General features: G+C 64.9%; 22 protein-coding genes. 19 read left to right on the top strand and 3 right to left on the bottom strand.

Annotated elements, in window-relative coordinates; genetic code table 11:
* Positions 1-42: 42 nt before the first annotated feature.
* The 5 genes from gatC to PE067_RS17830 are packed head-to-tail and all read left to right on the top strand — an operon-like array spanning position 43 to position 3,485.
* A complete protein-coding gene (gatC, locus tag PE067_RS17810) occupies positions 43-330 on the top strand; it encodes an Asp-tRNA(Asn)/Glu-tRNA(Gln) amidotransferase subunit GatC (protein WP_276191031.1) in 288 nt (95 codons plus the stop codon).
* Positions 327-1,808: an Asp-tRNA(Asn)/Glu-tRNA(Gln) amidotransferase subunit GatA gene (gene gatA / locus PE067_RS17815; protein ID WP_276191032.1), complete on the top strand. Its 1,482-nt coding sequence runs from the start codon at positions 327-329 to the stop codon at positions 1,806-1,808. Before gatC ends, gatA begins: the two co-directional genes overlap by 4 nt.
* Positions 1,809-1,836: 28 nt before the next feature.
* Positions 1,837-2,409 carry a hypothetical protein gene (locus PE067_RS17820; protein ID WP_276191033.1) on the top strand — a complete coding sequence of 191 codons (573 nt, stop codon included), beginning with the start codon at positions 1,837-1,839 and terminating at the stop codon, positions 2,407-2,409.
* Positions 2,373-3,038 carry an N-acetylmuramoyl-L-alanine amidase gene (locus PE067_RS17825; protein ID WP_276191034.1) on the top strand — a complete coding sequence of 222 codons (666 nt, stop codon included), beginning with the start codon at positions 2,373-2,375 and terminating at the stop codon, positions 3,036-3,038. The genes PE067_RS17820 and PE067_RS17825 overlap by 37 nt, the downstream gene beginning before the upstream one ends.
* A 21-nt stretch (positions 3,039-3,059) precedes the next feature.
* Positions 3,060-3,485 carry a GFA family protein gene (locus PE067_RS17830; protein WP_276191036.1) on the top strand — a complete coding sequence of 142 codons (426 nt, stop codon included), beginning with the start codon at positions 3,060-3,062 and terminating at the stop codon, positions 3,483-3,485.
* Here the strand turns inward: PE067_RS17830 and rlmJ are convergent.
* Together rlmJ and PE067_RS17840 are read right to left on the bottom strand one after the other, a co-directional pair.
* Positions 3,482-4,258, bottom strand: coding sequence for a 23S rRNA (adenine(2030)-N(6))-methyltransferase RlmJ (rlmJ, locus tag PE067_RS17835; protein ID WP_276191038.1), 777 nt, complete (start codon positions 4,256-4,258; stop codon positions 3,482-3,484). The two genes, PE067_RS17830 and rlmJ, sit on opposite strands and share 4 nt — an antisense overlap.
* A gap of 377 nt (positions 4,259-4,635) precedes the next feature.
* Complete coding sequence (locus tag PE067_RS17840; RefSeq protein ID WP_276191039.1) at positions 4,636-4,851, bottom strand: DUF1127 domain-containing protein; 216 nt, start codon at positions 4,849-4,851, stop codon at positions 4,636-4,638.
* 331 nt (positions 4,852-5,182) lie between these two features.
* Between PE067_RS17840 and PE067_RS17845 the strand changes: the two genes are divergently transcribed.
* The 10 genes from PE067_RS17845 to murD all read left to right on the top strand — a co-directional run bounded on the left by PE067_RS17845 (position 5,183) and on the right by murD (position 16,543).
* Positions 5,183-6,295, top strand: coding sequence for an Mrp/NBP35 family ATP-binding protein (locus PE067_RS17845; protein ID WP_276191040.1), 1,113 nt, complete (start codon positions 5,183-5,185; stop codon positions 6,293-6,295).
* A gap of 732 nt (positions 6,296-7,027) precedes the next feature.
* Entirely contained in the window at positions 7,028-7,546 is a 519-nt protein-coding gene (gene mraZ / locus PE067_RS17850; RefSeq protein ID WP_276191042.1) for a division/cell wall cluster transcriptional repressor MraZ, read from the top strand.
* Complete coding sequence (rsmH, locus tag PE067_RS17855; protein WP_276191043.1) at positions 7,546-8,514, top strand: 16S rRNA (cytosine(1402)-N(4))-methyltransferase RsmH; 969 nt, start codon at positions 7,546-7,548, stop codon at positions 8,512-8,514. Before mraZ ends, rsmH begins: the two co-directional genes overlap by 1 nt.
* Positions 8,514-8,852 carry a cell division protein FtsL gene (locus PE067_RS17860; RefSeq protein ID WP_276191045.1) on the top strand — a complete coding sequence of 113 codons (339 nt, stop codon included), beginning with the start codon at positions 8,514-8,516 and terminating at the stop codon, positions 8,850-8,852. The genes rsmH and PE067_RS17860 overlap by 1 nt, the downstream gene beginning before the upstream one ends.
* A complete protein-coding gene (locus PE067_RS17865; protein ID WP_276191046.1) occupies positions 8,849-10,654 on the top strand; it encodes a penicillin-binding protein 2 in 1,806 nt (601 codons plus the stop codon). Before PE067_RS17860 ends, PE067_RS17865 begins: the two co-directional genes overlap by 4 nt.
* A gap of 16 nt (positions 10,655-10,670) precedes the next feature.
* Positions 10,671-12,155 (top strand): UDP-N-acetylmuramoyl-L-alanyl-D-glutamate--2,6-diaminopimelate ligase, encoded by a 1,485-nt coding sequence (locus tag PE067_RS17870; protein WP_276191048.1) that lies wholly within the window; start codon positions 10,671-10,673, stop codon positions 12,153-12,155.
* A complete protein-coding gene (murF, locus tag PE067_RS17875) occupies positions 12,152-13,537 on the top strand; it encodes a UDP-N-acetylmuramoyl-tripeptide--D-alanyl-D-alanine ligase (RefSeq protein WP_276191049.1) in 1,386 nt (461 codons plus the stop codon). Before PE067_RS17870 ends, murF begins: the two co-directional genes overlap by 4 nt.
* Before the next feature lie 2 nt (positions 13,538-13,539).
* Positions 13,540-14,622, top strand: coding sequence for a phospho-N-acetylmuramoyl-pentapeptide-transferase (gene mraY / locus PE067_RS17880; RefSeq protein ID WP_276191050.1), 1,083 nt, complete (start codon positions 13,540-13,542; stop codon positions 14,620-14,622).
* A gap of 128 nt (positions 14,623-14,750) precedes the next feature.
* On the top strand, positions 14,751-15,146 hold the full coding sequence (locus PE067_RS17885; RefSeq protein ID WP_276191051.1) for a hypothetical protein: 396 nt from the start codon (positions 14,751-14,753) through the stop codon (positions 15,144-15,146).
* On the top strand, positions 15,143-16,543 hold the full coding sequence (murD, locus tag PE067_RS17890) for a UDP-N-acetylmuramoyl-L-alanine--D-glutamate ligase (RefSeq protein WP_276191053.1): 1,401 nt from the start codon (positions 15,143-15,145) through the stop codon (positions 16,541-16,543). The genes PE067_RS17885 and murD overlap by 4 nt, the downstream gene beginning before the upstream one ends.
* Positions 16,544-16,649: 106 nt before the next feature.
* Here murD and PE067_RS17895 read toward each other — a convergent pair whose 3' ends face one another.
* Positions 16,650-17,786, bottom strand: coding sequence for an outer membrane protein transport protein (locus PE067_RS17895; RefSeq protein WP_276191054.1), 1,137 nt, complete (start codon positions 17,784-17,786; stop codon positions 16,650-16,652).
* Positions 17,787-18,143: 357 nt separating this feature from the next.
* On the opposite strand from PE067_RS17895, the gene guaB reads away from it, so the two are divergent.
* From guaB to PE067_RS17915, 4 genes are all read left to right on the top strand, one after another.
* Complete coding sequence (guaB, locus tag PE067_RS17900; protein WP_276191055.1) at positions 18,144-19,592, top strand: IMP dehydrogenase; 1,449 nt, start codon at positions 18,144-18,146, stop codon at positions 19,590-19,592.
* Between the two features lie 66 nt (positions 19,593-19,658).
* Positions 19,659-20,474: a hypothetical protein gene (locus tag PE067_RS17905; protein WP_276191056.1), complete on the top strand. Its 816-nt coding sequence runs from the start codon at positions 19,659-19,661 to the stop codon at positions 20,472-20,474.
* Between the two features lie 69 nt (positions 20,475-20,543).
* Positions 20,544-21,695, top strand: coding sequence for an RsmB/NOP family class I SAM-dependent RNA methyltransferase (locus PE067_RS17910; RefSeq protein ID WP_276191057.1), 1,152 nt, complete (start codon positions 20,544-20,546; stop codon positions 21,693-21,695).
* A gap of 60 nt (positions 21,696-21,755) precedes the next feature.
* The coding region (locus tag PE067_RS17915; RefSeq protein ID WP_276191058.1) for a PAS domain-containing protein at positions 21,756-22,661 on the top strand (906 nt) is incomplete at its 3' end.

The following is a 22,661-nucleotide window of genomic DNA, read 5'->3' on the forward strand; positions in this document are numbered from 1 at the left end:
CTTCGTGGCGGGTAAACCCTGCGCCAAGCGAAAGGAAATCCCATGTCGATCACCCAGGACGAAGCCCGCAAGGTCGCCCATCTGGCGCGTATCGCGGTCGATCAGGCCGATCTGCCCGCGCTTGCGGAAAAGCTGAACGGCATCCTGCATTTCATGGAACAGTTGAACGAGGTCGATGTCGACGGCGTCGAGCCGATGACCGGGGTCGAACCCATGCGCCTCAAGCGCCGTCAGGATATCGTCACCGATGGCGAGATGCAGGACAAGGTGCTGGCGAATGCGCCCGATGCGCGCGAAGGCTTTTTCGCAGTCCCGAAGGTGGTGGAATGAGCGAACTGAACACACTGACCATTGCCGAGGCCCGTGACCGTCTGCGCGCCCGCGATGTGACCGCGACCGAACTGACCGAAGCCTGCCTTGGCGCGATCGACGCGGCGGGCGCGCTGAACGCATTCGTCCACAAGACGCCGGAAATCGCCCGCAGGATGGCGGCGGAGGCCGATCAGCGTCTGGCGCAGGGCGATGCCCCGGCGATGTGCGGCATCCCCTTGGGGATAAAGGATCTTTTCTGCACGACCGGGGTTGCGACGCAGGCCGCCAGCCGAATTCTGGAAGGTTTCCGCCCCGAATATGAATCGACCGTGACCCAAAACCTGTGGGACGCGGGCGCGGTCATGCTGGGCAAGCTGAACATGGACGAATTCGCCATGGGTTCGTCCAACGAAACCAGCGTCTACGGCAATGCCGTGAACCCGTGGAAGGTCGATGACCGGCAGTTGACGCCGGGCGGTTCTTCGGGCGGGTCGGCGGCGGCTGTCGCGGCGGATCTGTGTCTGGCGGCGACCGGGACGGATACCGGCGGCTCGATCCGCCAACCTGCGGCGTTTACGGGCACGGTCGGGCTGAAGCCGACCTATGGCCGGGTCAGCCGGTGGGGCACGATTGCCTTTGCCAGCTCGCTGGATCAGGCCGGGCCGATGACGAAAACCGTGCGCGATGCGGCGATCATGCTGGGCGCGATGGCTTCGGTCGATGACAAGGATCTGACCAGCGCCGACCGCCCGGTGCCCGATTACGAAGCCGCCCTGACCGGCGATATTCGCGGCAAGAAGATCGGCATTCCGCGCGAATACCGCATGGATGGCATGCCCGCCGAAATCGACGCGATGTGGCAGCAGGCGGCGGATATGCTGCGCGATGCGGGTGCTGAAATCGTCGACATCAGCCTGCCGCATACCAAATACGCGCTGCCCGCCTATTATGTGATTGCCCCGGCGGAAGCGTCGTCGAACCTCGCCCGTTACGATGGCGTGCGCTCTGGCCGCCGCGCGAAACTGGGCGCGGGCGATGGCATCAACGACATGTATGAAAAGACCCGCGCCGAAGGTTTCGGCCCCGAGGTCCAGCGCCGCGTCATGGTCGGGACCTATGTGCTGTCGGCGGGGTTCTACGACGCCTATTACAACCGCGCCCGCAAGGTCCGCGCGCTGATCAAGCGCGATTTCGATCAGGCCTATGCCAGCGGCATCGACGCGATCCTGACGCCCGCGACGCCTTCGGCGGCGTTTGGGCTGGGGGAAATGGCGGATGCCGATCCGGTGCAGATGTATCTGAACGACGTCTTTACCGTGACGGTGAACCTTGCCGGTCTGCCGGGGATTTCGGTGCCCGTGGGGCTGGACAAACAGGGCCTGCCGCTTGGCATGCAACTGATCGGGCGTCCCTGGGACGAAGGCGGCTTGCTGAATTTCGCGCAGGTGCTTGAAAGCGCGGCGGGATTTGTGGCGAAGCCGGGCCGCTGGTGGTAGGTTTGGGACGAAATCATAGGACGTGGACATGCGCAAGCTGACGATTCTGGCCGTTCTGGCGGTTGCCGCCTGTGGTGAAAATGCGGGATGGAACCCGAATTACACCATGAACTCAACGCAATACGGTGAATACCTGCGTGAACGCGAAGTTGCGTTGAGGGGCGAGGCGCCCGCGCCCACCGCGATCCCGGTCAAGCTGCCCGCCAAGGCGCCGACCGCTGCTGATATCGCCGGAACCGCCCAGACCGGGCAGGCCGCCGCCGCTACCCCCGCTGCTGCTGCGACCGGGGCCGCCGATGCGCCGCAACTGCCTGCGAATGCGCAGCGCGCCACGACCGGTCCCTATCCCGGTTCGACCCCGGTGCTGGTGCGCTATGCCCATGCCGAAAACCGCAACCCCGGCACGACCGCCTATCCACGCAGCAATGCCAATGCGAATGCGGCCAGCCGCGCCTGCATGACCTATGCCAATCCGGCGGCGGCGCAGACCGCCTTTATCGCGGCAGGCGGCCCGCTGGTCGATGCGCGCGGCATGGACCCGGATGGCGACGGTTTTGTCTGCGGATGGGACCCGCGCCCCTACCGCCAGCCGCAGCTTTGACTCACCCCTCGCCGAATTGCGGCGAGCGGCGGGGCGGCCAGCGCCCGGAATTGATCGTGCTGCATTACACGGGCATGGCCGATGCGGGTTCTGCCCGTGACCGGCTTTGCGATCCCGCGGCCGAGGTTTCGGCCCATTGGCTTGTGCTGGAAGACGGCCGGGCCGAGGCGCTTGTTCCCGAAGAATTGCGGGCCCGGCATGCGGGCGCGGGGACATGGCAGGGGCGCGACGATGTCAATTCCCGCTCGATCGGGATCGAGATCGTCAATCCCGGCGACCGGCCCTTTCCGGCGCTACAGATGCTGGGTCTTGAACGCCTGATGCAGGGCATCATGGCGCGCTGGCAGATCCCCGCCAGCGGCGTCATCGGCCATTCCGACATGGCGCCGGGCCGCAAGATCGACCCCGGTCCCCGATTCGACTGGCGCAGGCTGGCGCTTGGCGGTTTGGCGATCTGGCCAGAGGAGCCGGGGCCGGATCTGCCGCTGGCGGCGAGCCTGGACCGCATCGGCTATCCGCAGGCGGATGCCGGGGTCCGACTTGCCGCCTTTCGCCTGCGTTTTCGGCCCTGGGCCAGCGGGTCCGAGGATGAAATGGATCGCCGGATCGCCGCCGCCGTGGCAGGCTGATCCGCGAAAACCCGAGGTGGCATGACAACCGACCCCGAACCCTTCCACAGACAGGGCGCCTGCCATTGCGGTGCGGTGCGATTCACCGTGCATTTGTCCGAGGGTCTGGGTAGCGCAAGGCGCTGCGATTGCAGCTTTTGCCGGATGCGCGGCGCGGTTGCCGTCACCGCGCGCGTCGGTGATCTGCAGATCACCGAAGGGGCGGCGCATCTGACCCTGTATCAGTTCGGAACCGCCACGGCGAAACACTGGTTTTGCAGCATTTGCGGTATCTATACGCACCATCAGCGACGTTCGAACCCGCAGGAATACGGGGTGAATGCTGCCTGTCTTGACGGGCTCAGCCCTTTTGACTTTCGTGAATTGCAGGTGCTGAACGGGCGCGAACATTCCAGTGATGGCGGTGGTCGGCAGGTGTCGGGCGTGCTGCGCTACGACCCCGGCTAAAGCGCGGCGAAGATGCGGCTTAGCCGTGCGGTTTCGTCCCGGATGCCATAGGGCGGGTTCACGACGAACATGCCCGAACCGACCATGCCGTGACCGGGGCGGGCGGGGGCAAAGCCGACCTCGTGCAGCAAAGCCTCGGGGAAATTGGCGGCCAGCGACCCGATCATCGCCTTGTGGCGGTTGTCGGCCAGCAGCGGATACCACAGGGCAATCGTGCCGACGTTCCATTTTGCGGCGATGCGCTGAATGAAACGCGGGATCGTCTCGTAATCGGATTTGACCTCGAAACTGGGGTCGATCAGTAGCATGCCGCGTCGCGGCGTCGGCGGGCACAGGGCGTTCGCCATCACGAAGCCGTCCTGATGGTGCAGCCTTGCGCCGGGGATATGGGGGGCCGGGGCCTCGGCCTCGGCCGGATGCAGTTCGGCCAGATCCATGCGGTCGTCCGGGCGCAGCAGATATTGCGCGATCAGGGGCGAGCCGGGATAGGCGTCCGGCCCGTGCCAGCCCCGGATCGCGGTCAGGGCCTGCAGCAGGGGATGGCCGGGGGGCAGCCAGCCTTCGGTCAGCGCGCGGGTGATGCCCGCCTGCGCCTCGCCCGTGCGGGTCGATTCCGCGCCCGACAGGTCGTAAAGCCCGCGCCCGGCATGGGTTTCCAGGTAGCTGAGCGGTTTCGGTTTCCGCACCAGATAGTCCAGCATCGACGCCAGCAGCGCGTGCTTGTGAAAATCGGCCAGATTCCCGGCGTGATAGGCGTGCTGATAGGACAACATGTCCCGCGCATAATCCGCATTGCTGAAAATGAAAAGCGGCGATGCCCAGGGAGGAGGAGGGGCATCGCCGCGCAACGCTGGCCCGGGGAGGAGGAGGGGCCGCGTATATGTGCGGCAATGGCTGGGAGGAGGAGTGCCATCGCCGCGAACGATCAGTCCCGAGGAGGAGGAGGGGACCGCCGTATTCCGTTCCGCCCGTGGCGGAGATTATGGCGACGGCACCCAGGGAGGAGGAGAGGTGCCGTCGCCGTTCCAACAAGGCTCATGGGAGGAGGAGAGAGCCTTGTCGTATTCCTGGCGGCACCCCAGGGAGGAGGAGAGGGGGTGCCGCCGAAACCCAGGCCCAGGGAGGAGGAGAGGGGCCGGGTAATTCCGTGTCAGTGCCGCGCTGCCGCCTCGTGGGCGATGCGGCGGATTTCCGGGCGATAGATGCCCAGGTCGCGCAGTTCCGCGTCAGTCAGCGCGTTCAATTCGTTGACCGTCTGGAGATAGACCGCGCGATGTGCGAAGTAATCTGCGACCGACTGCATCAGCGAGCCGAGATAACCGGCGACGCGCGAGGCTGCTCCATGATTCAGATCAAGGACTGCCATTTTCCGTTTCCTACCATTCTTGCTATCAGCGCCCGGCCGGATTGCCCTGCGCTTCCGATGAACCCAAGATGGCGCAGTTTCTGCATCTGCACAATAGACACGTCGCGATTGCTGCCATGCAGAGACCGCATGGCTCGCCTCTAGATCGTTAATTTTGCCGGATAAAATAAATGTGAGCGCTAAAATCAATTCTTGCTGCGTTGCAGAAATGCATGGGCGGATTGGCAAGTGACGCGGGGTTCCGGTGGTTTAAGAGAGGTGGCGGGCAAGGCTTGCGGCTGGCGGTGAAGCTGCCATTCTGTCCCATTGATATGCGGTCAGGAGGAGCGACATGGCGATTTCACGCAGCAGGGTTCTGGACGAACTTTCCCAGATCCGGATTCCGGGGGGGCAGGATCTTGTTTCGGCCGATCTGATTCGCGCCCTGTCCATCGACGGCGGCACGATCCGATTCGTGATCGAGGTGTCGGATGCTGCCATGGCCAATGCCATGAAGGCCGCCGAGGCCGAGGCCGAACAGCGTTTGCGCGCCCTGCCCGAAGTGGAAAAGGTCTCGATCGTGATGACTGCGCCCGCCGGGGCCAAGCCCAACCAGCAGGTCGCGCGGTCGTCGGGTGCGGCGGGGGGCGCGGGTGCGCCGCCGCCCAATCTGCAGATCGGGCGCCATCCGACCCCGCAGGCCGGGCCGGAACAGGTCAAGGGTGTCGCGCGGATTCTGGCCATCGGCTCGGGCAAGGGCGGCGTCGGGAAATCGACCGTGACCTCGAACCTCGCGGTGGCGCTGGCGAAAAAGGGGCGCAAGGTCGGGGTGCTGGACGCCGATATCTACGGCCCCTCGCAGCCGCGCATGCTGGGCGTGACCGACCGGCCCAGCAGTGACGGGCAGGTGATCGAACCGTTGCACGCGCATGGCGTCACCCTGATGTCGCTTGGCCTGATGATGAAGGATGGCGAGGCCGTGGTCTGGCGCGGTCCGATGCTGATGGGCGCGCTGCAGCAGATGCTGACCCAGGTGAACTGGGGCGAGCTGGACGTGCTGCTGGTCGATCTGCCCCCCGGCACCGGCGATGTGCAGCTGACCCTGTGCCAGAAAACCAATGTCACCGGCGCGATCATCGTGTCCACGCCGCAGGATGTGGCCCTGATCGACGCGCGCCGCGCCATCGACATGTTCGCCAAGCTGAAAACGCCGGTGCTGGGCCTGATCGAAAACATGTCGATGTATGTCTGTCCGAATTGCGGGCACGAGGCGCATCTGTTCGGTCACGGCGGCGTCGCTGCCGAAGCGGCGCGGCTGGATCTGCCCTTCCTTGGCGAATTGCCCCTGCAACTCGACGTGCGCCTGGCGGGCGATGCGGGCAGGCCCATCGCGGCGGGCGAGGGGCCTGTGGCCGATGCCTATGGCCGGCTGGCCGACCGGCTGATCGGCGGCGGCATGGCCTGAGCGTTCCCACGACCGATAATATGATGGCGCCCGGAACCTGATGGTCCGGGCGTCCTGATTCTGCGGCAGGGATTTGGCGGCCGGGCGGTTCCGGGAATATCCGGGAATGGCCGGCCGGGGGCGCCACGGGGCGTCGGGAATTCATGGGACTGGTGCCGAACCTTCGAATCACCGCGCCGTGAAACACCGTGATTCGGGCCGCCGGAATGCCCTTTCCCGCGCCGGGCGCAGGCAATATTGATGTCTTGCGGTTTGGCTTGCGTCGGATTTGGGAAAACCTGGGATTTATATGCCACAGGTCCATCCCCACAAGATGTAGTGGTTGTTTTGTCTGCGGGAACGAAACCTGCATGAGCTTGTCGCGCTATGTGACGGTTTTCATGGTCTGTTCCTGTCGCGCGCAAGCCGTTGTCACGCTGTGTGACCAAACAAACCCGTTGCTTCCCATGAATTCCCATGGCATCCCTTGATCACGGAAACGGGCATCAAGGGGCGCAAAAGAACCCCGAGGCGACAAGCAGGCTTCATACAGGCACCCGTATCCATAAAGCGACTGGACAGCGCGCGAGCAGCACCTCCCCCAGGTGGCGCGGATAGTCCGGCGATCCCCGAAACTTCGGGGCCCAGTAATGGGAACGAGGGCGGCGGATCGGGCAGTGGCAGCAGCCCGATCCGCCCTTTGCTTTTCCGGGACCCCGGAAAGGTTTGGGACAGTGGAAGGAGTGCGGGCCGGTGGCGCGCAAGTTCAGAGGTTCGGAGGAGGTCAAGGTGGACGCGAAAGGTCGCGTCTCGATCCCGGCCAAGTTCCGCCGTGTCTTTGAATCCGCTGATCCCGAATGGGAAACCGGCAAACGCCCGCAGCTGGTCGTCGTCTTCGGCACCGAAAGCTGGAAGCATCTGCAGCTTTTCACCATGCAGGCGATTGATGAGGTCGATGAACAGATCTCTCGCCTGCAGCGCGGCAGCGCCGCCCGCAACCTGCTGGAAAACATCTATCACGGTCACGCCGAAGAGGCAGAGATTGACGGCGATGGCCGTCTGGTCCTGCCCCAGAAGCTGCGCGAGAAGATCGGTCTGACCGACAGCGCCTTTTTCATCGCATCGGGCGATTATCTCAAGGTCTGGTCCCCCGAAAACTACCGTGAGGAAGAGCGCGAACTGGAAGCGCGCGTCCCCGAATTCGAACCCGGCGCGGACCCCTTGTCCCTGCTGGCGCTGGCCAGCAGCCAGACCATTACCGAGGCGGGCTGATGGGGGCGGATGCACCCCATATCCCGGTCCTTCTTGCGCCCCTGTTGCGCGCTGTCGAACCGGTCGCGGGCCTTTGGGTCGATGGCACCTTTGGCGCGGGCGGCTATACGCGGGGCCTGTTGGCGGCGGGTGCGGATCGCGTGATCGGCATCGACCGCGACCCCACGGTTTTCGACATGGCGCGGGTCTGGGCGGGCGAATATGGCGACCGTTTGCAACTGGAACAGGGCACCTTTTCCGATCTGGACCGGATCGCGGGCCAGCCGGTCGATGGCGTCGTGCTGGATCTGGGCGTCAGTTCGATGCAACTGGATCAGGCCGAACGCGGCTTTTCCTTTCTGCGCGACGGGCCTCTGGATATGCGGATGGGCGATGACGGGCCGTCCGCTGCGGACCTGCTGAACAGCGCGGACGAAGGCGTGATTGCGGATGTGCTGTATCACTACGGCGAAGAACGCGCCTCGCGCCGGATCGCCCGCGCGATTGTCCGCGCCCGCCCGCTGACCCGCACCGCCGAACTGGCCGAGGTCGTGGCGGGCTGTCTGCCGCGCCCGAAACCCGGCCAAAGCCATCCCGCGACCCGCAGCTTTCAGGCGATCCGCATCTGGGTGAATGACGAATTCGGCCAGCTTGTCGCGGGGCTGGCTGCGGCCGAGCGTGCCCTGCGTCCGGGTGGCAGGCTGGCCGTCGTGACCTTTCATTCGCTGGAGGACCGCATCGTCAAACGCTTCATGCAGATGCGGTCGAACAGCGCGGGCGGCGGCAGCCGCCATGCCCCGGTCGCGCAGCAGGCGCTGCCCGCCTTCACCATGCCCTTCCGCCGTGCCATCGGCGCCGATGACGCCGAACTGGACGCCAATCCGCGTGCCCGTTCGGCCCTGCTGCGTGTCGCCATGCGCACCGATGCCCCTGCGGGTCGCGTCGATTCCGCGGCGCTTGGCCTGCCTGTCCTGCCCGGAGTTTCGTGATGCGTTCGGTTCTGTATCTGACGACGACACTGGTGGTGATGGGCTTGGCCTTTTGGGCCTACCGCGAAAATTATGCCACGCAAGCCGCGATCAACGAGATGGCGGATGTCCAGCGCAGCATCGGCGGATTGCGCGAGGAACTGGGCGTCTTGCGCGCCGAATGGGCATTCCTGAACCGGCCCGAACGGCTGAACGAACTGGTCAACCTGAACTTTGACAAGCTGAAACTGGTGCCGCTGGAATCGTCGCAATTCGTCGATATCAGCCAGGTCGCCTATCCCGAACCGAAACCCGAAATCGACCCGAATGCCGCACCCGAACAGGAGGCCGCCCAATGATCCGCACACCGCTTCGCCCCTTGGCCCGGATCCTGCGCGCCCGCGACAAGGGCGAAAACCCCGACGCGGTCGAGGCCGAAAACCGCGCCCTGCGCCATGCCGAAATTCAGGACCGCGCCCGCAAACGCGCCGAATCGCGGCTGAAGCTGATGGCCGGCATCTTTCTGCTGTGCTTTGCCACGGTGGGCGTGCGCATGGCCGCGCTGGCCTCCAGCGAGCCGTCAGAGCCGCGCGTGCAATCCTCCGAGGCGCAGATCATCTCGCAGCGCGCCGATATCGTGGACCGCAATGGCCGGGTCTTGGCGACGAACCTGCTGACCCATTCGCTTTATGCCCATCCCCAGCAGATGATCGACCCGGAACGCGCGGTGCGCGAACTGGTCCGCATCTTCCCCGATCTGGACGAAGAACGCCTGCGCAAGGATTTCACCGGCAAGCGCACCTTCCTGTGGATCAAGCGCAAGCTCAGCCCCGAACAGATGCAGGCCGTCCATGACATTGGCGAACCCGGCCTGCTGTTCGGCCCGCGTGAAATGCGGCTGTATCCGAATGGCCGTCTGGCCAGCCATATCCTTGGCGGCTCGAATTTCGGTCAGGAAGGCGTCAGCAGCGCCGAGGTTCTGGGCATGGCGGGCGTCGAAAAGGCTTTCGACGGCTGGCTGCGCGACCCGGCGCATCAGGGCGCGCCCCTGACCCTGTCCATCGACCTGACCGTGCAATCCGCGATGGAGGAGGTGCTGGCCAACGGGATGCGCGTGATGAACGCCAAGGGTGCGACCGGCATCCTGATGGAGGTCAGGACCGGCGAGATCGTCGCCATGGCCAGCCTGCCCGATTTCGACCCGAATGACCGCCCGCGTGGCCTGACCAAGGGCGATCCGTCCGACAGCCCGCTGTTCAACCGCGCGGTGCAGGGCCAGTATGAGCTTGGCTCGACCTTCAAGATCTTTCCGGTGGTGCAGGCCATCGACCAGCGTCTGGTGAACGTCAATACGATGATCAACGGCTCGTCGCCCATGACCATCGGCAAATATCGCATCCGCGATTTCCACAACTATGGCCGCCAGTTGTCGGTGACGGATATCATCGTCAAATCCTCGAACGTGGGCACGGTGCGGGTGGCGCAGCTTCTGGGCGCGGACCGTCAGAAAGACTTTCTGGAAAAGCTGGGCTTTTTTGAACCGACGCCGCTGGAAATGAGCGAGGCACCGACCGGCAAGCCGCTGGTCCCGCAACGCTGGCCTGCGGTGACGGCGGCGACGGTGTCCTCTGGTCACGGTCTGGCCGCCAGCCCGCTGCATCTGGCATCTGCCCATGCAACCATCGCCAATGACGGCAAGCGGGTGCGCCCGACGCTGGTGCATGGCCGCAACCGGCCCGAAGGCGAACAGGTCATGTCGCCCGAGGCCGCGCGCATCGGCGTGTCGCTGCTGCGTCAGGTCGTGACGCGCGGCACGGCGCGGCAATCCGAGGTCGCGGGCTATGAGGTCGCGGGCAAGACCGGCACCGCCGACAAGCCGCGCGCCAGCGGCGGCTATTACCAGAACAAGGTGGTGTCGACCTTCGCCTCGGTCTTTCCGGCCAGCGATCCGCAATATGTCATGGTCGTGACGCTGGACGAACCGACGGCGACGCTGGCCAATGGCGTCACGGCGCGCACCGCAGGCCACACCGCCGCCCCTGTCGCGGGCGAAATCATCCGCCGTCTTGCGCCTTTGCTGGGGTTGCGTCCGCAAACCGAACGTGAACTGCCGATCATTGAACCGCATTCGAACGATGAGCTAAAGCTCGTCTCGAACTGAAAAGACGAGGACCGGCGTGTCAGAGCAGGCAAAGCAACTGTCCCTTTTGGGGCTGCGAGGGGACAAGGGGCGCGACCCCGACATCACGGGGCTGGCGGTCGACAGCCGACAGGTCAAGCCGGGCTTTCTGTTCGCGGCCCTGCCGAGATCGGCGGCCCATGGCGGCGAATTCATCCAATATGCCTTGCGTCAGGGTGCGGCTGCGATCCTGACCGACCGGGCGGGGGCCGCGCTGGCCGCCGCCGAACTTGCCGTATCCGACGCCGCGCTGGTCGTGGTTCAGGACCCCCGCGCCGCGCTGGCCGCAGCAAGCGCCCTGTGGTTCGGTGCGCAGCCGGAAAAGCTGGTGGCGGTCACCGGCACATCGGGCAAGACTTCGGTCGCGAGCTTCACCCGCCAGATCTGGCAGAATCTGGGCCATAAGGCGATCAGCCTGGGCACGATGGGGGTGCAGGGCGATTATCACGCCCGGCTGGCCCATACGACGCCCGAACCGATCACCCTGCATCGTGTCCTGTCCGAGGCCGCTGCCGAAGGCGTGACCCATGCCGCGATAGAGGCGTCCAGCCATGGCCTGGATCAGCGCCGTCTGGACGGGGTGCGGGTCATGGCCGGGGCTTTTACCAATTTCAGTCAGGACCATCTGGATTATCACAGGGATTTTGACGATTATTTCGCGGCCAAGGCCCTGCTTTTCAACCATATCCTGATCGAAGGCGCGAAGGCCGTCATCAATGTCGACGACCCGCGCGGCCGTCAGATGGCGGGGATTGCGCGCGAAAACGATCTGGATCTGCTGACCATCGGCCAATCGGCGAATGCCGATCTGCGCATCCTGAACCAGCGTTACGACGCGACCGGACAAGATCTGCGCTTTTCGCTATATGGTCAGGCGCATCTGGTCCGGCTGGCGCTGATCGGCGGCTTTCAGGCGGAAAACGTGCTGGCGGCGATGGGGCTGGCGATGGCCACGGGCGACGATCCGGCGGCGATCATCGACAGCCTGCCGCGCCTGAACACCGTGCGCGGCCGCATGGAGCTGGCGGCGATCCGCGAAAACGGCGCGGCGGTTTTCGTCGATTACAGCCACAAACCCGGCGCGCTGGCCTCTGCCCTGCAAAGCCTGCGCCCGCATGTCATGGGCCGCATCATCGTGGTCTTTGGCGCGGGCGGCGACCGCGACCGGCTGAAACGCCCCCTGATGGGCGAGGCGGCGGCGGCCCATGCCGATGTCGTTTTCGTCACCGACGACAACCCCCGCAGCGAAGACCCCGCCGCCATCCGGGCCGAGGTCATGGCGGGCGCCGGTCCCGACGCCATCGAGATCGGCGACCGGGCCGAGGCGATCCTGCGCGGCGTCGATGCCCTGCAACCGGGCGACGCGCTGCTGATCGCGGGCAAGGGCCATGAAACCGGCCAGATCATCGGCAATGACGTGTTCCCCTTTGACGATGCCGAACAGGCCTCGGTCGCGGTCGCGGCGCTGGATGGCAAGATATGAGCGCGCTTTGGACATCCGCCGATGCCGCCGCCGCGACAGGCGGGCAGGCGAGCCGCGATTTCACCGTTTCGGGCGTGTCCATCGACACCCGCACGATCCAGCCGGGCGATCTGTTCGTCGCGCTGAAGGATGTGCGCGACGGCCATGATTTCGTGGCACAGGCGCTGGCCAAGGGCGCGGGCGCGGCGCTGGTCAGCCGCCGTCCCGAAGGCGTTGCGGATGACGCACCGCTGCTGATCGTGCCCGATGTGCTGGACGGGCTGACCGCCCTTGGCCGCGCCGGTCGCGCGCGGATGACGGGCCGTGTGATCGCGATCACCGGCTCGGTCGGCAAGACCTCGACCAAGGAAATGGCGCGGGATGCGCTGGCGGGGCAGGGCCGTGTTCACGCGGCCGAGGCCAGTTACAACAACCATTGGGGCGTGCCCCTGACGCTGGCGCGGATGCCTGCCGACACCGATTTCGCGATCATCGAAATCGGCATGAATCACCCCGGCGAAATCGCGCCGCTCTCGCGTCTTGCCCGCCCCCATGTCGCCCTGATCACCACCGTCGCCGCCGCCCATCTGGAGGCCTTTGGTGCCATCGAAGGCATCGCCCGTGAAAAAGGCGCGGTCTTCACGGGGCTGGAACCGGCTGGCACCGGCATCCTGCCCGAAGACCTGCCCGTCACCCAGATCCTGCGCGATTGCGCCGATGCGGCAGGCGCCATCGTCATCGGCTTTGGCGATCACGGCATGGGCCAGTTGATGCGGGCCGAGAGTCAGGGCGACACGCTGAAAATCCGCGCGAGGATTCTTGGGGAAGTCGTTGAATACAAGCTGCAAAGCGCGGGCCGCCATTTCGCGATGAATTCCGTCGGCGTGCTGACCGCGATCCATGCGGCGGGCGGCGATGTGAAACAGGCGGCCAAGGGGCTGGAAAGCTGGCTGCCGCCCAAGGGGCGCGGCGCCGTCGAGGATCTGGCCGGAATCCGGCTGATCGACGACGCCTATAATTCCAACCCGACCTCGCTGTCGGCGGGGCTTGCGACGCTGGCGCGGCTGCAAGGCAGCCGCCGCATCGCCATTCTGGGCGACATGCTGGAACTTGGCCCGGATGAAATCGCCCTGCATGCGGGCGTCGCGCAGGATCCCGCGCTGGCCGAGGTGTCGCTGATCCATACCGCCGGGCCGCGGATGCGCGCGCTGCATGACGCGCTGCCCACAGGCAAGCGCGGCATCTGGGCTGAAACGGCGGATGAACTGGCCGCGCAGGCGGGCGAACTGGCCCGCGTCGGCGATATCGTGCTTGTCAAAGGCTCGAAAGGGTCGCGGGTTTCGACGGTGGTTGACGCGCTTCGAACGGTGCTGCAAGGCAACGCCTCTGGCGTAAAGGAGTAACGATGCTTTACTGGCTCACCAGCCTGTCGGACGGCGGCGACGTCTTCAACCTGTTCCGCTATATCACCTTTCGCGCTGGCGGCGCCTTTTTCACCGCGCTGATTTTCGGTTTTATCTTTGGCCGCCCGCTGATCGACCTTTTGCGGCGCAAGCAGAAAAAGGGCCAGCCGATCCGCGATGACGGCCCGCAGAACCATTTCAGCAAGGCGGGCACGCCGACCATGGGGGGGCTGCTGATCCTGGCGGCGCTGACGGTGGGCACGCTGCTGTGGGCGCGGCTGGATAACGGCTATGTCTGGATGGTGCTGCTGGTGACCCTGGGCTTTGCCGCAATCGGTTTCGCCGATGACTATGCCAAGGTGACGAAACAGCATCACGCGGGTCTCTCGGGCCGGATCAGGATGGCGATCGGTCTGGCGATCGCCGCGCTGGCCGCCATTGCCGCGACCATCATGCACCCCGAGGCCCTGACCAATGATCTGGCGCTGCCCTTTTTCAAGAATGCGCTGATCAATCTGGGCTGGTTCTATATCCCCTTTGCCATGCTGGTGATCGTCGGCGCGGCCAATGCGGTGAACCTGACAGATGGTCTGGACGGGCTGGCGATCATGCCGGTGATGATCGCCGCCGCGACATTCGCGGTGATCGCCTATATGGTCGGCAACGCGAATTTCGCGAATTATCTGGGCGTCCATCTGGTCCCCGGCACGGGTGAGCTGGCGGTGTTCGTCGCCGCCCTGATCGGCGGGGGGCTGGGCTTTCTGTGGTATAACGCGCCCCCGGCTGCGGTCTTCATGGGCGATACCGGGTCGCTGGCGCTTGGCGGCGCGCTTGGCGCCATCGCGGTCGCGACCAAGCACGAAATCGTTCTGGCCATCGTCGGAGGGTTGTTCGTGGTCGAGGCCCTGTCGGTGATCATTCAGGTCCTCTATTTCAAACGCACCGGCAAGCGCGTCTTCCTGATGGCCCCGATCCACCACCATTTCGAGAAAAAGGGCTGGGGCGAGGCGCAGATCGTCATCCGCTTCTGGATCATCGCGCTGATCCTGGCGCTGATCGGGCTGGCGACGCTGAAGATCCGCTGAGATCGATGAGGGACGACCACCACGCGCATGCCCTTCCGCGCGAAAAGGCGGCAGAGGCATATTTCAAAGGTTGGGACGACGCGGCGGCCCGCGTTGTGCGCAGCGTGTTCTTGCTGGGCGGGGGGCTTTTGGGGCTGGTTCTGCTGCCGCTTGTGATCGGCCCGGTTCTGGATGCCGTGGCCGGACCCCTCTCCTTTGCCGGGTTCTACACGTTCGTCGTTTCCCTTGGCGTGGCGCTGATCTTTCTTGGCGGGGCGTTGGGCGGTGTCCTGTGGGGCATCGTCGTGTTCGCGGGCGCGGTCAATGCGGCGATACTGGCGGCGGGTCAGCCGGTCCCTTCATCCTTCGGGCCATGGATATCGTGGGCCTTGCGCATCTTCAGCAGGGAACGGCCTTTCCTGTCTCTTGCGCTGCCGGCAATGTCGCTTGGTGTCATCTTGACTGTCGTTCTGGCGTCGGGGATTGATGCCTCGAAAGAGCTCATCGAAAGGGTTCTTCGCGTGTTGGGAGTGACTGCACCATGATCCCCGTCCAAGGTGTCGAAAACCAGACCATCGCTGTCCTCGGCCTTGGCCGTTCGGGCCGGGCGACCGCTGCGGCCCTGCGCGCAGGCAGGGCGCATGTCGTGGTCTGGGACGACGGCACCGATACCCGCGCGCAGGCCGAGGCGGATGGCCTGACCGTGCTGGACCTGACCCGCGACCAGAACTGGGACGGGATCGCCGCGCTGATCACCAGCCCCGGCATCCCGCATCTCTATCCCAAACCCCACCCGGTAATCGCCAGGGCCTATGCGCTTGGCGTGCCGGTGGACAATGATATCGGGCTGTTCTTCCGCAGCTTTGCGACGCGGGACTGGGACGCTTTCGACAGCTTTCCGCGCGTCATCGCGGTCACCGGATCGAATGGCAAATCGACCACGACCGCGCTGATCCACCATATCCTGACCGAAGCCGGTCGCCCGACCCAGATGGGCGGCAATATCGGTACCGGCGTGTTGTCGCTGGAACCCGCGCGGGACGGCGAGGTCGTGGTGCTGGAACTGTCCAGCTATCAGACCGATCTGGCCCGCGCGCTGACCCCGGATGTCGCGGTGTTCACCAACCTGTCGCCCGACCACCTGGACCGCCACAACGGCATGGGCGGCTATTTCGCGGCCAAGCGCCGCCTGTTCGCCGAAGGTGGCCCCGACCGCGCCGTGATCGGCGTGGACGAGATCGAGGGGCAGTATCTGGCCGATCAGCTTTCCTTTGGCGCGACCGATGACCGGGTGATCCGGGTGTCCTCGGGGACGAAACTGGAACGTTTCGGCTGGTCGGTTTTCGCGCGCAAGGGCTTTCTGGCCGAATATCGCAAGGGCCGTCAGATCGCCTCGCTCGATCTGCGCGAGGTGACGGGGCTGCCGGGCGAACACAATCACCAGAACGCCTGCGCCGCCTATGCCGCCTGCCGCGCCGTGGGCATCCCCCCCCGAGAGATCGAGGCCGCGTTCCACAGCTTCGGCGGCCTGCCGCATCGCAGCCAGACCGTCGCCGAAATCAACGGCGTGCGTTGGGTCAATGACAGCAAGGCCACGAATGTCGACAGCGCGGCCAAGGCCCTGACCGCCTTCAGAAATATCCGCTGGATCGCGGGCGGGATGGGCAAGGATGGCGGGATCGAAGCGCTGCTGCCCCATCTGGGCCATGTCGCGAAAGCCTATCTGATCGGCCATTCCGCCCGCGATTTCGCCCTGCAGATCGGCCAGACCCCGCATGAGGTGGTCGAAACGATGGAGGAAGCCGTCGCCCGCGCCGCGACCGAGGCGCAGCCCGGCGATACCGTCCTGCTGGCCCCGGCGGCGGCCAGTTTCGACCAATACCCCAATTTTGAAAAGCGCGGCGAACATTTCACCGCGCTGGTCCCTGCGCTCGGCGCCTGATTTTCTTCATCATCCAAATACCCATGCGGCAGTTCCGCCGGGCATCAGGCGCGCAGATGAAAAGCCCCCGGTTTTCGGGGGCCTTTCGCGTCCGGGCAGGATGGGATCAGAACGAATAGCCGATCTTGACGCCCGCGCCCCACAGGTCGTTGTCGCGCATGCTGGCGCGCTGCACGTCCGGGGTCCCGGTTTCGGGCTTGGCATTGCCCAGTTTGGTATAGTTGATGCCCGTCGTGATCTTGATGTTGTCCATCGTATAGATCGCGGCCAGCGTGATGCTTTTGCGGCCATTCGTCGGGGCCAGCGGCGACACCAGATCATTGCCCGTGGGTTCATAGGTGAACGAGGCCGAACCCGACCAGTTGTCGGTGAACTTGCGACCCACGCCGATGGTATAGGTGGTGGTATCCTCCAGCTCGACCAGGCCCGTCGGGACGAAACCAACGAAGATCGGCGGATCGACGCGGAATTCCGACCAGTTCACCCAACGGATCGAGCCGAACAGCAGCGTGTCAGCCGCGATGCCTGTCTGCCCCTCCAGCGTCCAGGAACGCGGCGTCTTGACCGTGGTTTCCGTATCCGGGCCAAGCGGCATGCCGTTGATGGATTCCTTGGTGTCGAAATCATGCTCGATCGGCGAATTGTAGGTCAGCGAGATCCGCGCCGCGATATCCGGGATCTCATAGGCGACGCCCGCGACCCAGCCCATGCCCCAGGATGTGTCGGTGTCGACATTGTAACCCATCACACCGCCGGTGCAGGGCACGGGCGCCAGCGGGCTGCTGTAGGCGCAGCCGTTCAGCGTCACATTCCCGCTGGCGCGAGAGCCGCGGATACCGCCATGGACCGAAAAATTGTTGTCGAACTTGTAACGCAGCAGCGCCGTATAGGTTGTCGAATCGACGGTGACGGCCGTGCCCCCCAGCATCACCGATCCGCCATTCGCCACGGTCGCATAGTTCAGATCGGCGCCAAAGGGCTGTTCGATGATGAAGGCGCCCGACAGATTCTGGTTGAACTGGTGCTTGTAGGCCAGCCCGAAGAAGCCATAGCCCGAGGCGACATTGCCCGTCTCATAGCCCAGGACATCGCGCCCCGACACGCTCGGCGAAGCGCCGCCAAAGCTGAGTTCCGCATAATTCCCTTCCTCGAACAGGATGCCCAAGGATTGCGGCGCACGCTCGATCCCGCCCGCGAAAGCGGCGCCGCTGCCAAGCGCGAGGATCGTCCCGACCGCTGTCATCGTCTTTTTCATTTTTCCCTCCCTGACGCCCGTCAAGGGCTTTTAGTGTCATGGTTTCAAAGGTGCGGCAGAACCCTTGTCTAGGTCAATCAACACACAATCCTGACGTGACGTTTTCGTGAACGGCGTGACGTTTCCCGTGTCGAAACCGCAACTGACGTTGGGTTAACGCTGCCGCAGCGATGTGGAAAACACACGCGTTGCGTGTTGCCGCCGGAATGACATGGGCGATTTTCAGATGCGGGCGCGCCCGCCCCGGCTGCCGTTTCGGTCGCAGATCGGCACGGGCGCTATGGACAATTGCCGCGTCGCATGAAATGGGAAACTGCCAAACGAACCCCTGATCAGGATGACTCCATGCAGATTCGCGAGGCTTTGACCTTCGACGATGTTCTTCTGGTTCCTGCGGCATCTACTGTCATGCCCTCGACGGCGGATGTGGTGACCCATGTCACGCGCCAGATCCGGATGAACATTCCCCTTTTGTCTTCGGCGATGGATACCGTCACCGAAAGCCGCATGGCGATTGCCATGGCGCAGGCGGGCGGGATCGGCGTGATCCACCGCAACCTGACCACCGAACAGCAGGCCGCCGAAGTCAGCCGGGTCAAGCGCTTTGAATCGGGCATCGTCTACAACCCGATCACTCTGACCCCCGAACAGACGCTGGCCGATGCCAAGGCACTCCAGGACCGCTATAATGTCTCGGGCTTTCCGGTGGTCGATGCGGGTGGTCGGGTGCTGGGCATCGTGACGAACCGCGACATGCGTTTCGCCAGCGACGACCGCACCCCGGTCAGCGTCATGATGACCTCGGACAATCTGGCGATCCTGCGCGAACCCGCCGATCGCGCCGAGGCGATCAGCCTGATGAAGGCGCGTCGCATCGAAAAGCTGCTGATCACCGATGGCAACGGCAAGCTGACCGGCCTCCTGACGCTCAAGGACACCGAAATGTCGGTGCTGAACCCCCTGGCCTGCAAGGACGATCTGGGCCGGCTGCGGGTCGCGGCGGCCTCGACCGTCGGGGACGAAGGCTACGAACGCAGCCAGGCCCTGATCGAGGCAGGCGTCGATCTGGTCGTCATCGACACCGCGCATGGCCATTCCGAAGGCGTTGGCCGCGCGGTCAGCCGGATCAAGAATTTCTCGAATTCGGTGCAGGTCGTTGCGGGCAACGTCGCGACGGCAGAGGGCGCGCGGGCGCTGATCGACGCGGGCGCGGATGCGGTCAAGGTCGGCATCGGGCCGGGTTCGATCTGCACGACGCGGATCGTGGCGGGCGTCGGCGTGCCCCAGTTGACGGCGATCATGGATGCGGTTTCGGGTGCCGGCGGCGTGCCGATCATCGCGGATGGCGGCATCAAATATTCCGGCGATTTCGCCAAGGCGATCGCGGCGGGCGCGAGCTGCGCCATGGTCGGTTCGGCCATCGCAGGCACCGATGAGTCCCCCGGAGAGGTGATCCTGTATCAGGGCCGCAGCTTCAAATCCTATCGCGGCATGGGGTCGCTTGGCGCGATGGCGCGCGGCTCGGCCGACCGTTATTTCCAAAAGGATGCGGCCAGCGACAAGCTGGTTCCCGAAGGGATCGAGGGGCAGGTGCCTTACAAGGGCTCTGCCGCGGCGGTGATTCACCAGTTGGTCGGCGGACTGCGCGCGGCAATGGGCTATACCGGCTGCGCCACGGTCGAGGAAATGCGCAAGAACTGCCAGTTCGTCCGTATCACCGGGGCCGGGCTCAAGGAAAGCCATGTCCATGACGTGCAGATCACCCGCGAAAGCCCGAATTACCGTCTGGGCTAGGGTGCATACGAAATCTTAAGGGGACCGGGGTAAAGGTCAGGGAATGTTTCCATTCCACGGCCTGACATGACCCGGTCCCTTTTTCTTTTTCTGGCGGCTTTGCTGATGGCCGGGCTGCCCCTGCGCCTTGCCGCCAGCCCGCAGGCCGAGGTGTGCGAATGGGCGGTGCAGCAGGTCGCGCGCGAAAGCGGCGTGCCCGCCGATATTCTGGCCGCGCTGACCCTGACCGAAACCGGCCGGCGCATCGACGGCGTCGTCCGCCCCTGGGCGTGGAGCGCGAATGCCGAAGGTGCGGGCAGTTGGTTCGACGACCCCGAAAGCGCCATCGCCTTTGCCCAGTCCCGCGTCGATCAGGGGCGCCCGAATATTGATATCGGTTGTTTTCAGCTGAATTACCGCTGGCATGGCGAAAATTTCAGCTCGGTCCGGCAGATGTTCGACCCATTGGAAAACGCCCGCTATGCGGCGCGTTTCGTGTCCGAACTTTACACCGAATTCGGCGATTGGCGGGTGGCGGCGGGGGCGTTTCATTCCCGCACGCCGCAATATGCCAACCGCTATCTGGCCCGTTTCGACACGTTGCGGGCCTTGCACAATGATCGCGGTTTCATGGGGATGACGGGTTCGCCCGAAACCTACAACACCTTTGCCGCCGTCGACAGCCAGCCGGGCCGCAGGCGCATGATGCGTGAACGGGTGACGATACTTGGCGCCCCGCTTGGCAGCGGCGTGGACGGGGCGCATGGCTCGCTGGCGGTGATGGGGGGGGCGCGTGCCTCTCCGATCCATGGAACGCGGGGGCCGATGATCGTGGTCAGCGCGGCCCAACCGACGGGCGGCGGCACGGCCGCGCCGGGGTCGCTGTGGCGCGGGGGACCCTAGGGCTGCGGGGTTGACTTTTGCCTGCCGGACATTCTTGTGGCGCCATCTTCCTGACGCAAGCGAAACGCCGTGACCCCTGCTGCCCGATTTGCCGCCGCCATTGATATTCTGGACCGCTTTCTTGCCGGTGAACCGGCCGAGGCGGCGCTGACCCGTTGGGCCAGGGGCAGCCGGTTCGCGGGTTCCGGCGACCGTGCCGGGGTGCGCGATCTGGTCTATGACAGCCTGCGTCGCCTGCGGTCCCGCGCGGCTTTGGGCGGGGCGATGACCGGCCGGAGCATCATGCTGGGCGCATGCCGGGAGCTTGGCCAGAATCCCGCGATGTTCTTTAACGGCGAAGGCTTTGCCCCCGCGCCCCTCACGATTGACGAGATATCGGCAGGGCATACGCCAACGCCGTCAGAGGCTTGCGACCTTCCCGACTGGCTGCTTGGGCGCTGGCAGGCGGCGCTTGGCGCGGATGCGGATCGCATCGCGCAGGCGATGCGGGAACGCGCCCCGGTCTGGCTGCGGGTCAATGCGATGCAGGCGAATGTGCAGGATGCGATGGGGGCGCTGATCGAGGAGGACATCCTGGTCGAACCCTCGGACCTGCTGCCTTACGCCTTGCGGATCACGCAGGGCGAAAGGCGGCTCGCGAACAGTCGCGCCTATCTGGATGGTCTGGTCGAACTGCAGGATCTTTCCGCGCAGCTTGCCTGTGCGGCGCTGCCGTTGGAAGGCCGGATTCTGGATCTTTGCGCTGGTGGGGGCGGCAAATCCCTGGCGATGGCCGGGCGCGGCGCGAAACACATCACCGCCCATGATATCGACTCGGCGCGCATGGCGGATCTGCCCACCCGCGCGGCCCGGGCAAAGGCACGGATCCGCATCGCCGGTGCTTCTGCCCTGAACCGGGAATGGGATCTGGTCATCGCAGATGTTCCCTGTTCGGGATCGGGGACCTGGCGGCGGACTCCGGCGGCGAAATGGCGGTTGACGCAGGATGATCTGGGCAGGCTTGTCGAAACCCAGGCCGCCATTTTGGGGCGTGCCGCGGATCTCGTCCGTCCGGGGGGGCATGTCGCCTATATGACCTGCTCGCTGCTGGCAGAGGAAAACGGCGATCAGATCGCGCGTTTCCTTGCCGCGCGACCGGAGTTCGAACAGATTTCGACGCAGCGTTTCACGCCGCTGAATGCGTCGGACGGGTTTTATCTGGCCTTGCTCCGCAAGCGTTAACCGGCTGTTAACGGATCATCGGCTAGGTTTTCCATCAGGACGATCTGCAAGGGGCTGCGCATGAACTTCAAGGCGATGAGGGCGATTCCCGCATCCGCACTGGCCTATGTGCCCCTGCTGGCCCTGCCCGCATTGATCGGCGCCCTCCTGATCGCGATCACGCCCGGCCATCCGCAGGGGACGGCGGTTCTGGTCGTGGCGACCGTCGCGCTGGCCTGGTATCTGCTGGGTGGCGCGATCGCCTTGCGCGCCTTGACCCAAGGCATCGCGCTGCGCCGCGACGTGAAGGAAATCGGGCAGCAGCTTGAGATTTCCGACCGCGCCGCCTTCACCAGTTCGGCGCAGGGGGAAATTCTGGGGCAGAACAGTATTTTTTTACAGGAATCCGGTGATCTGCTCGGTCATGATCTGCGGCAGCGCCTCGCCACCGCCCATGCCGATCCCGACCGCTTCTGGCATTCCGTTCTGCTGGCGCTGGATCGCAAGGGCAGCACATCGGTCGATCTGGGCACTATGGGCAGATACAAGGTCACGCGCAGACCCGGCAGTCAGGTGCTGATCTGGCAGGCCGCGGATCTGCCGCAGGTTTCGCCCGCGCCGCAGATCGCGCCCCCGGCGCGGCAAGACCATTTCGATGAATTGCCCGTGGCCTTGCTGCTGCTGGACCCGGCCGGGGTGATCGTCCGTGCCAACAGTGCGGCAAGGGAGCTGTTGGGCGGCCAGATCGACGGAAAATCGCTTGCGACCTTGCTCGAGGGGCCGGGCCGCCCGCTCTGCGATTGGGTGGCGGATGTTGCGACCGGACGGCTTGTCGGCGGACCCGAGGTTCTGCGCAGCCGCTCTGCCGGTCCCGAGCATTTCGTTCAGGTCACGCTTCGGCGCAGCGAAGAATCCGGCGTGACCGCCGTTCTGTCCGATGCCAGCGATCTGAAAAAGCTGGAGGCGCAGTTTGCGCAAAGCCAGAAA

The sequence above is a fragment of the Paracoccus sp. DMF-8 genome (assembly GCF_029309835.1).
Lineage (GTDB): Bacteria > Pseudomonadota > Alphaproteobacteria > Rhodobacterales > Rhodobacteraceae > Paracoccus.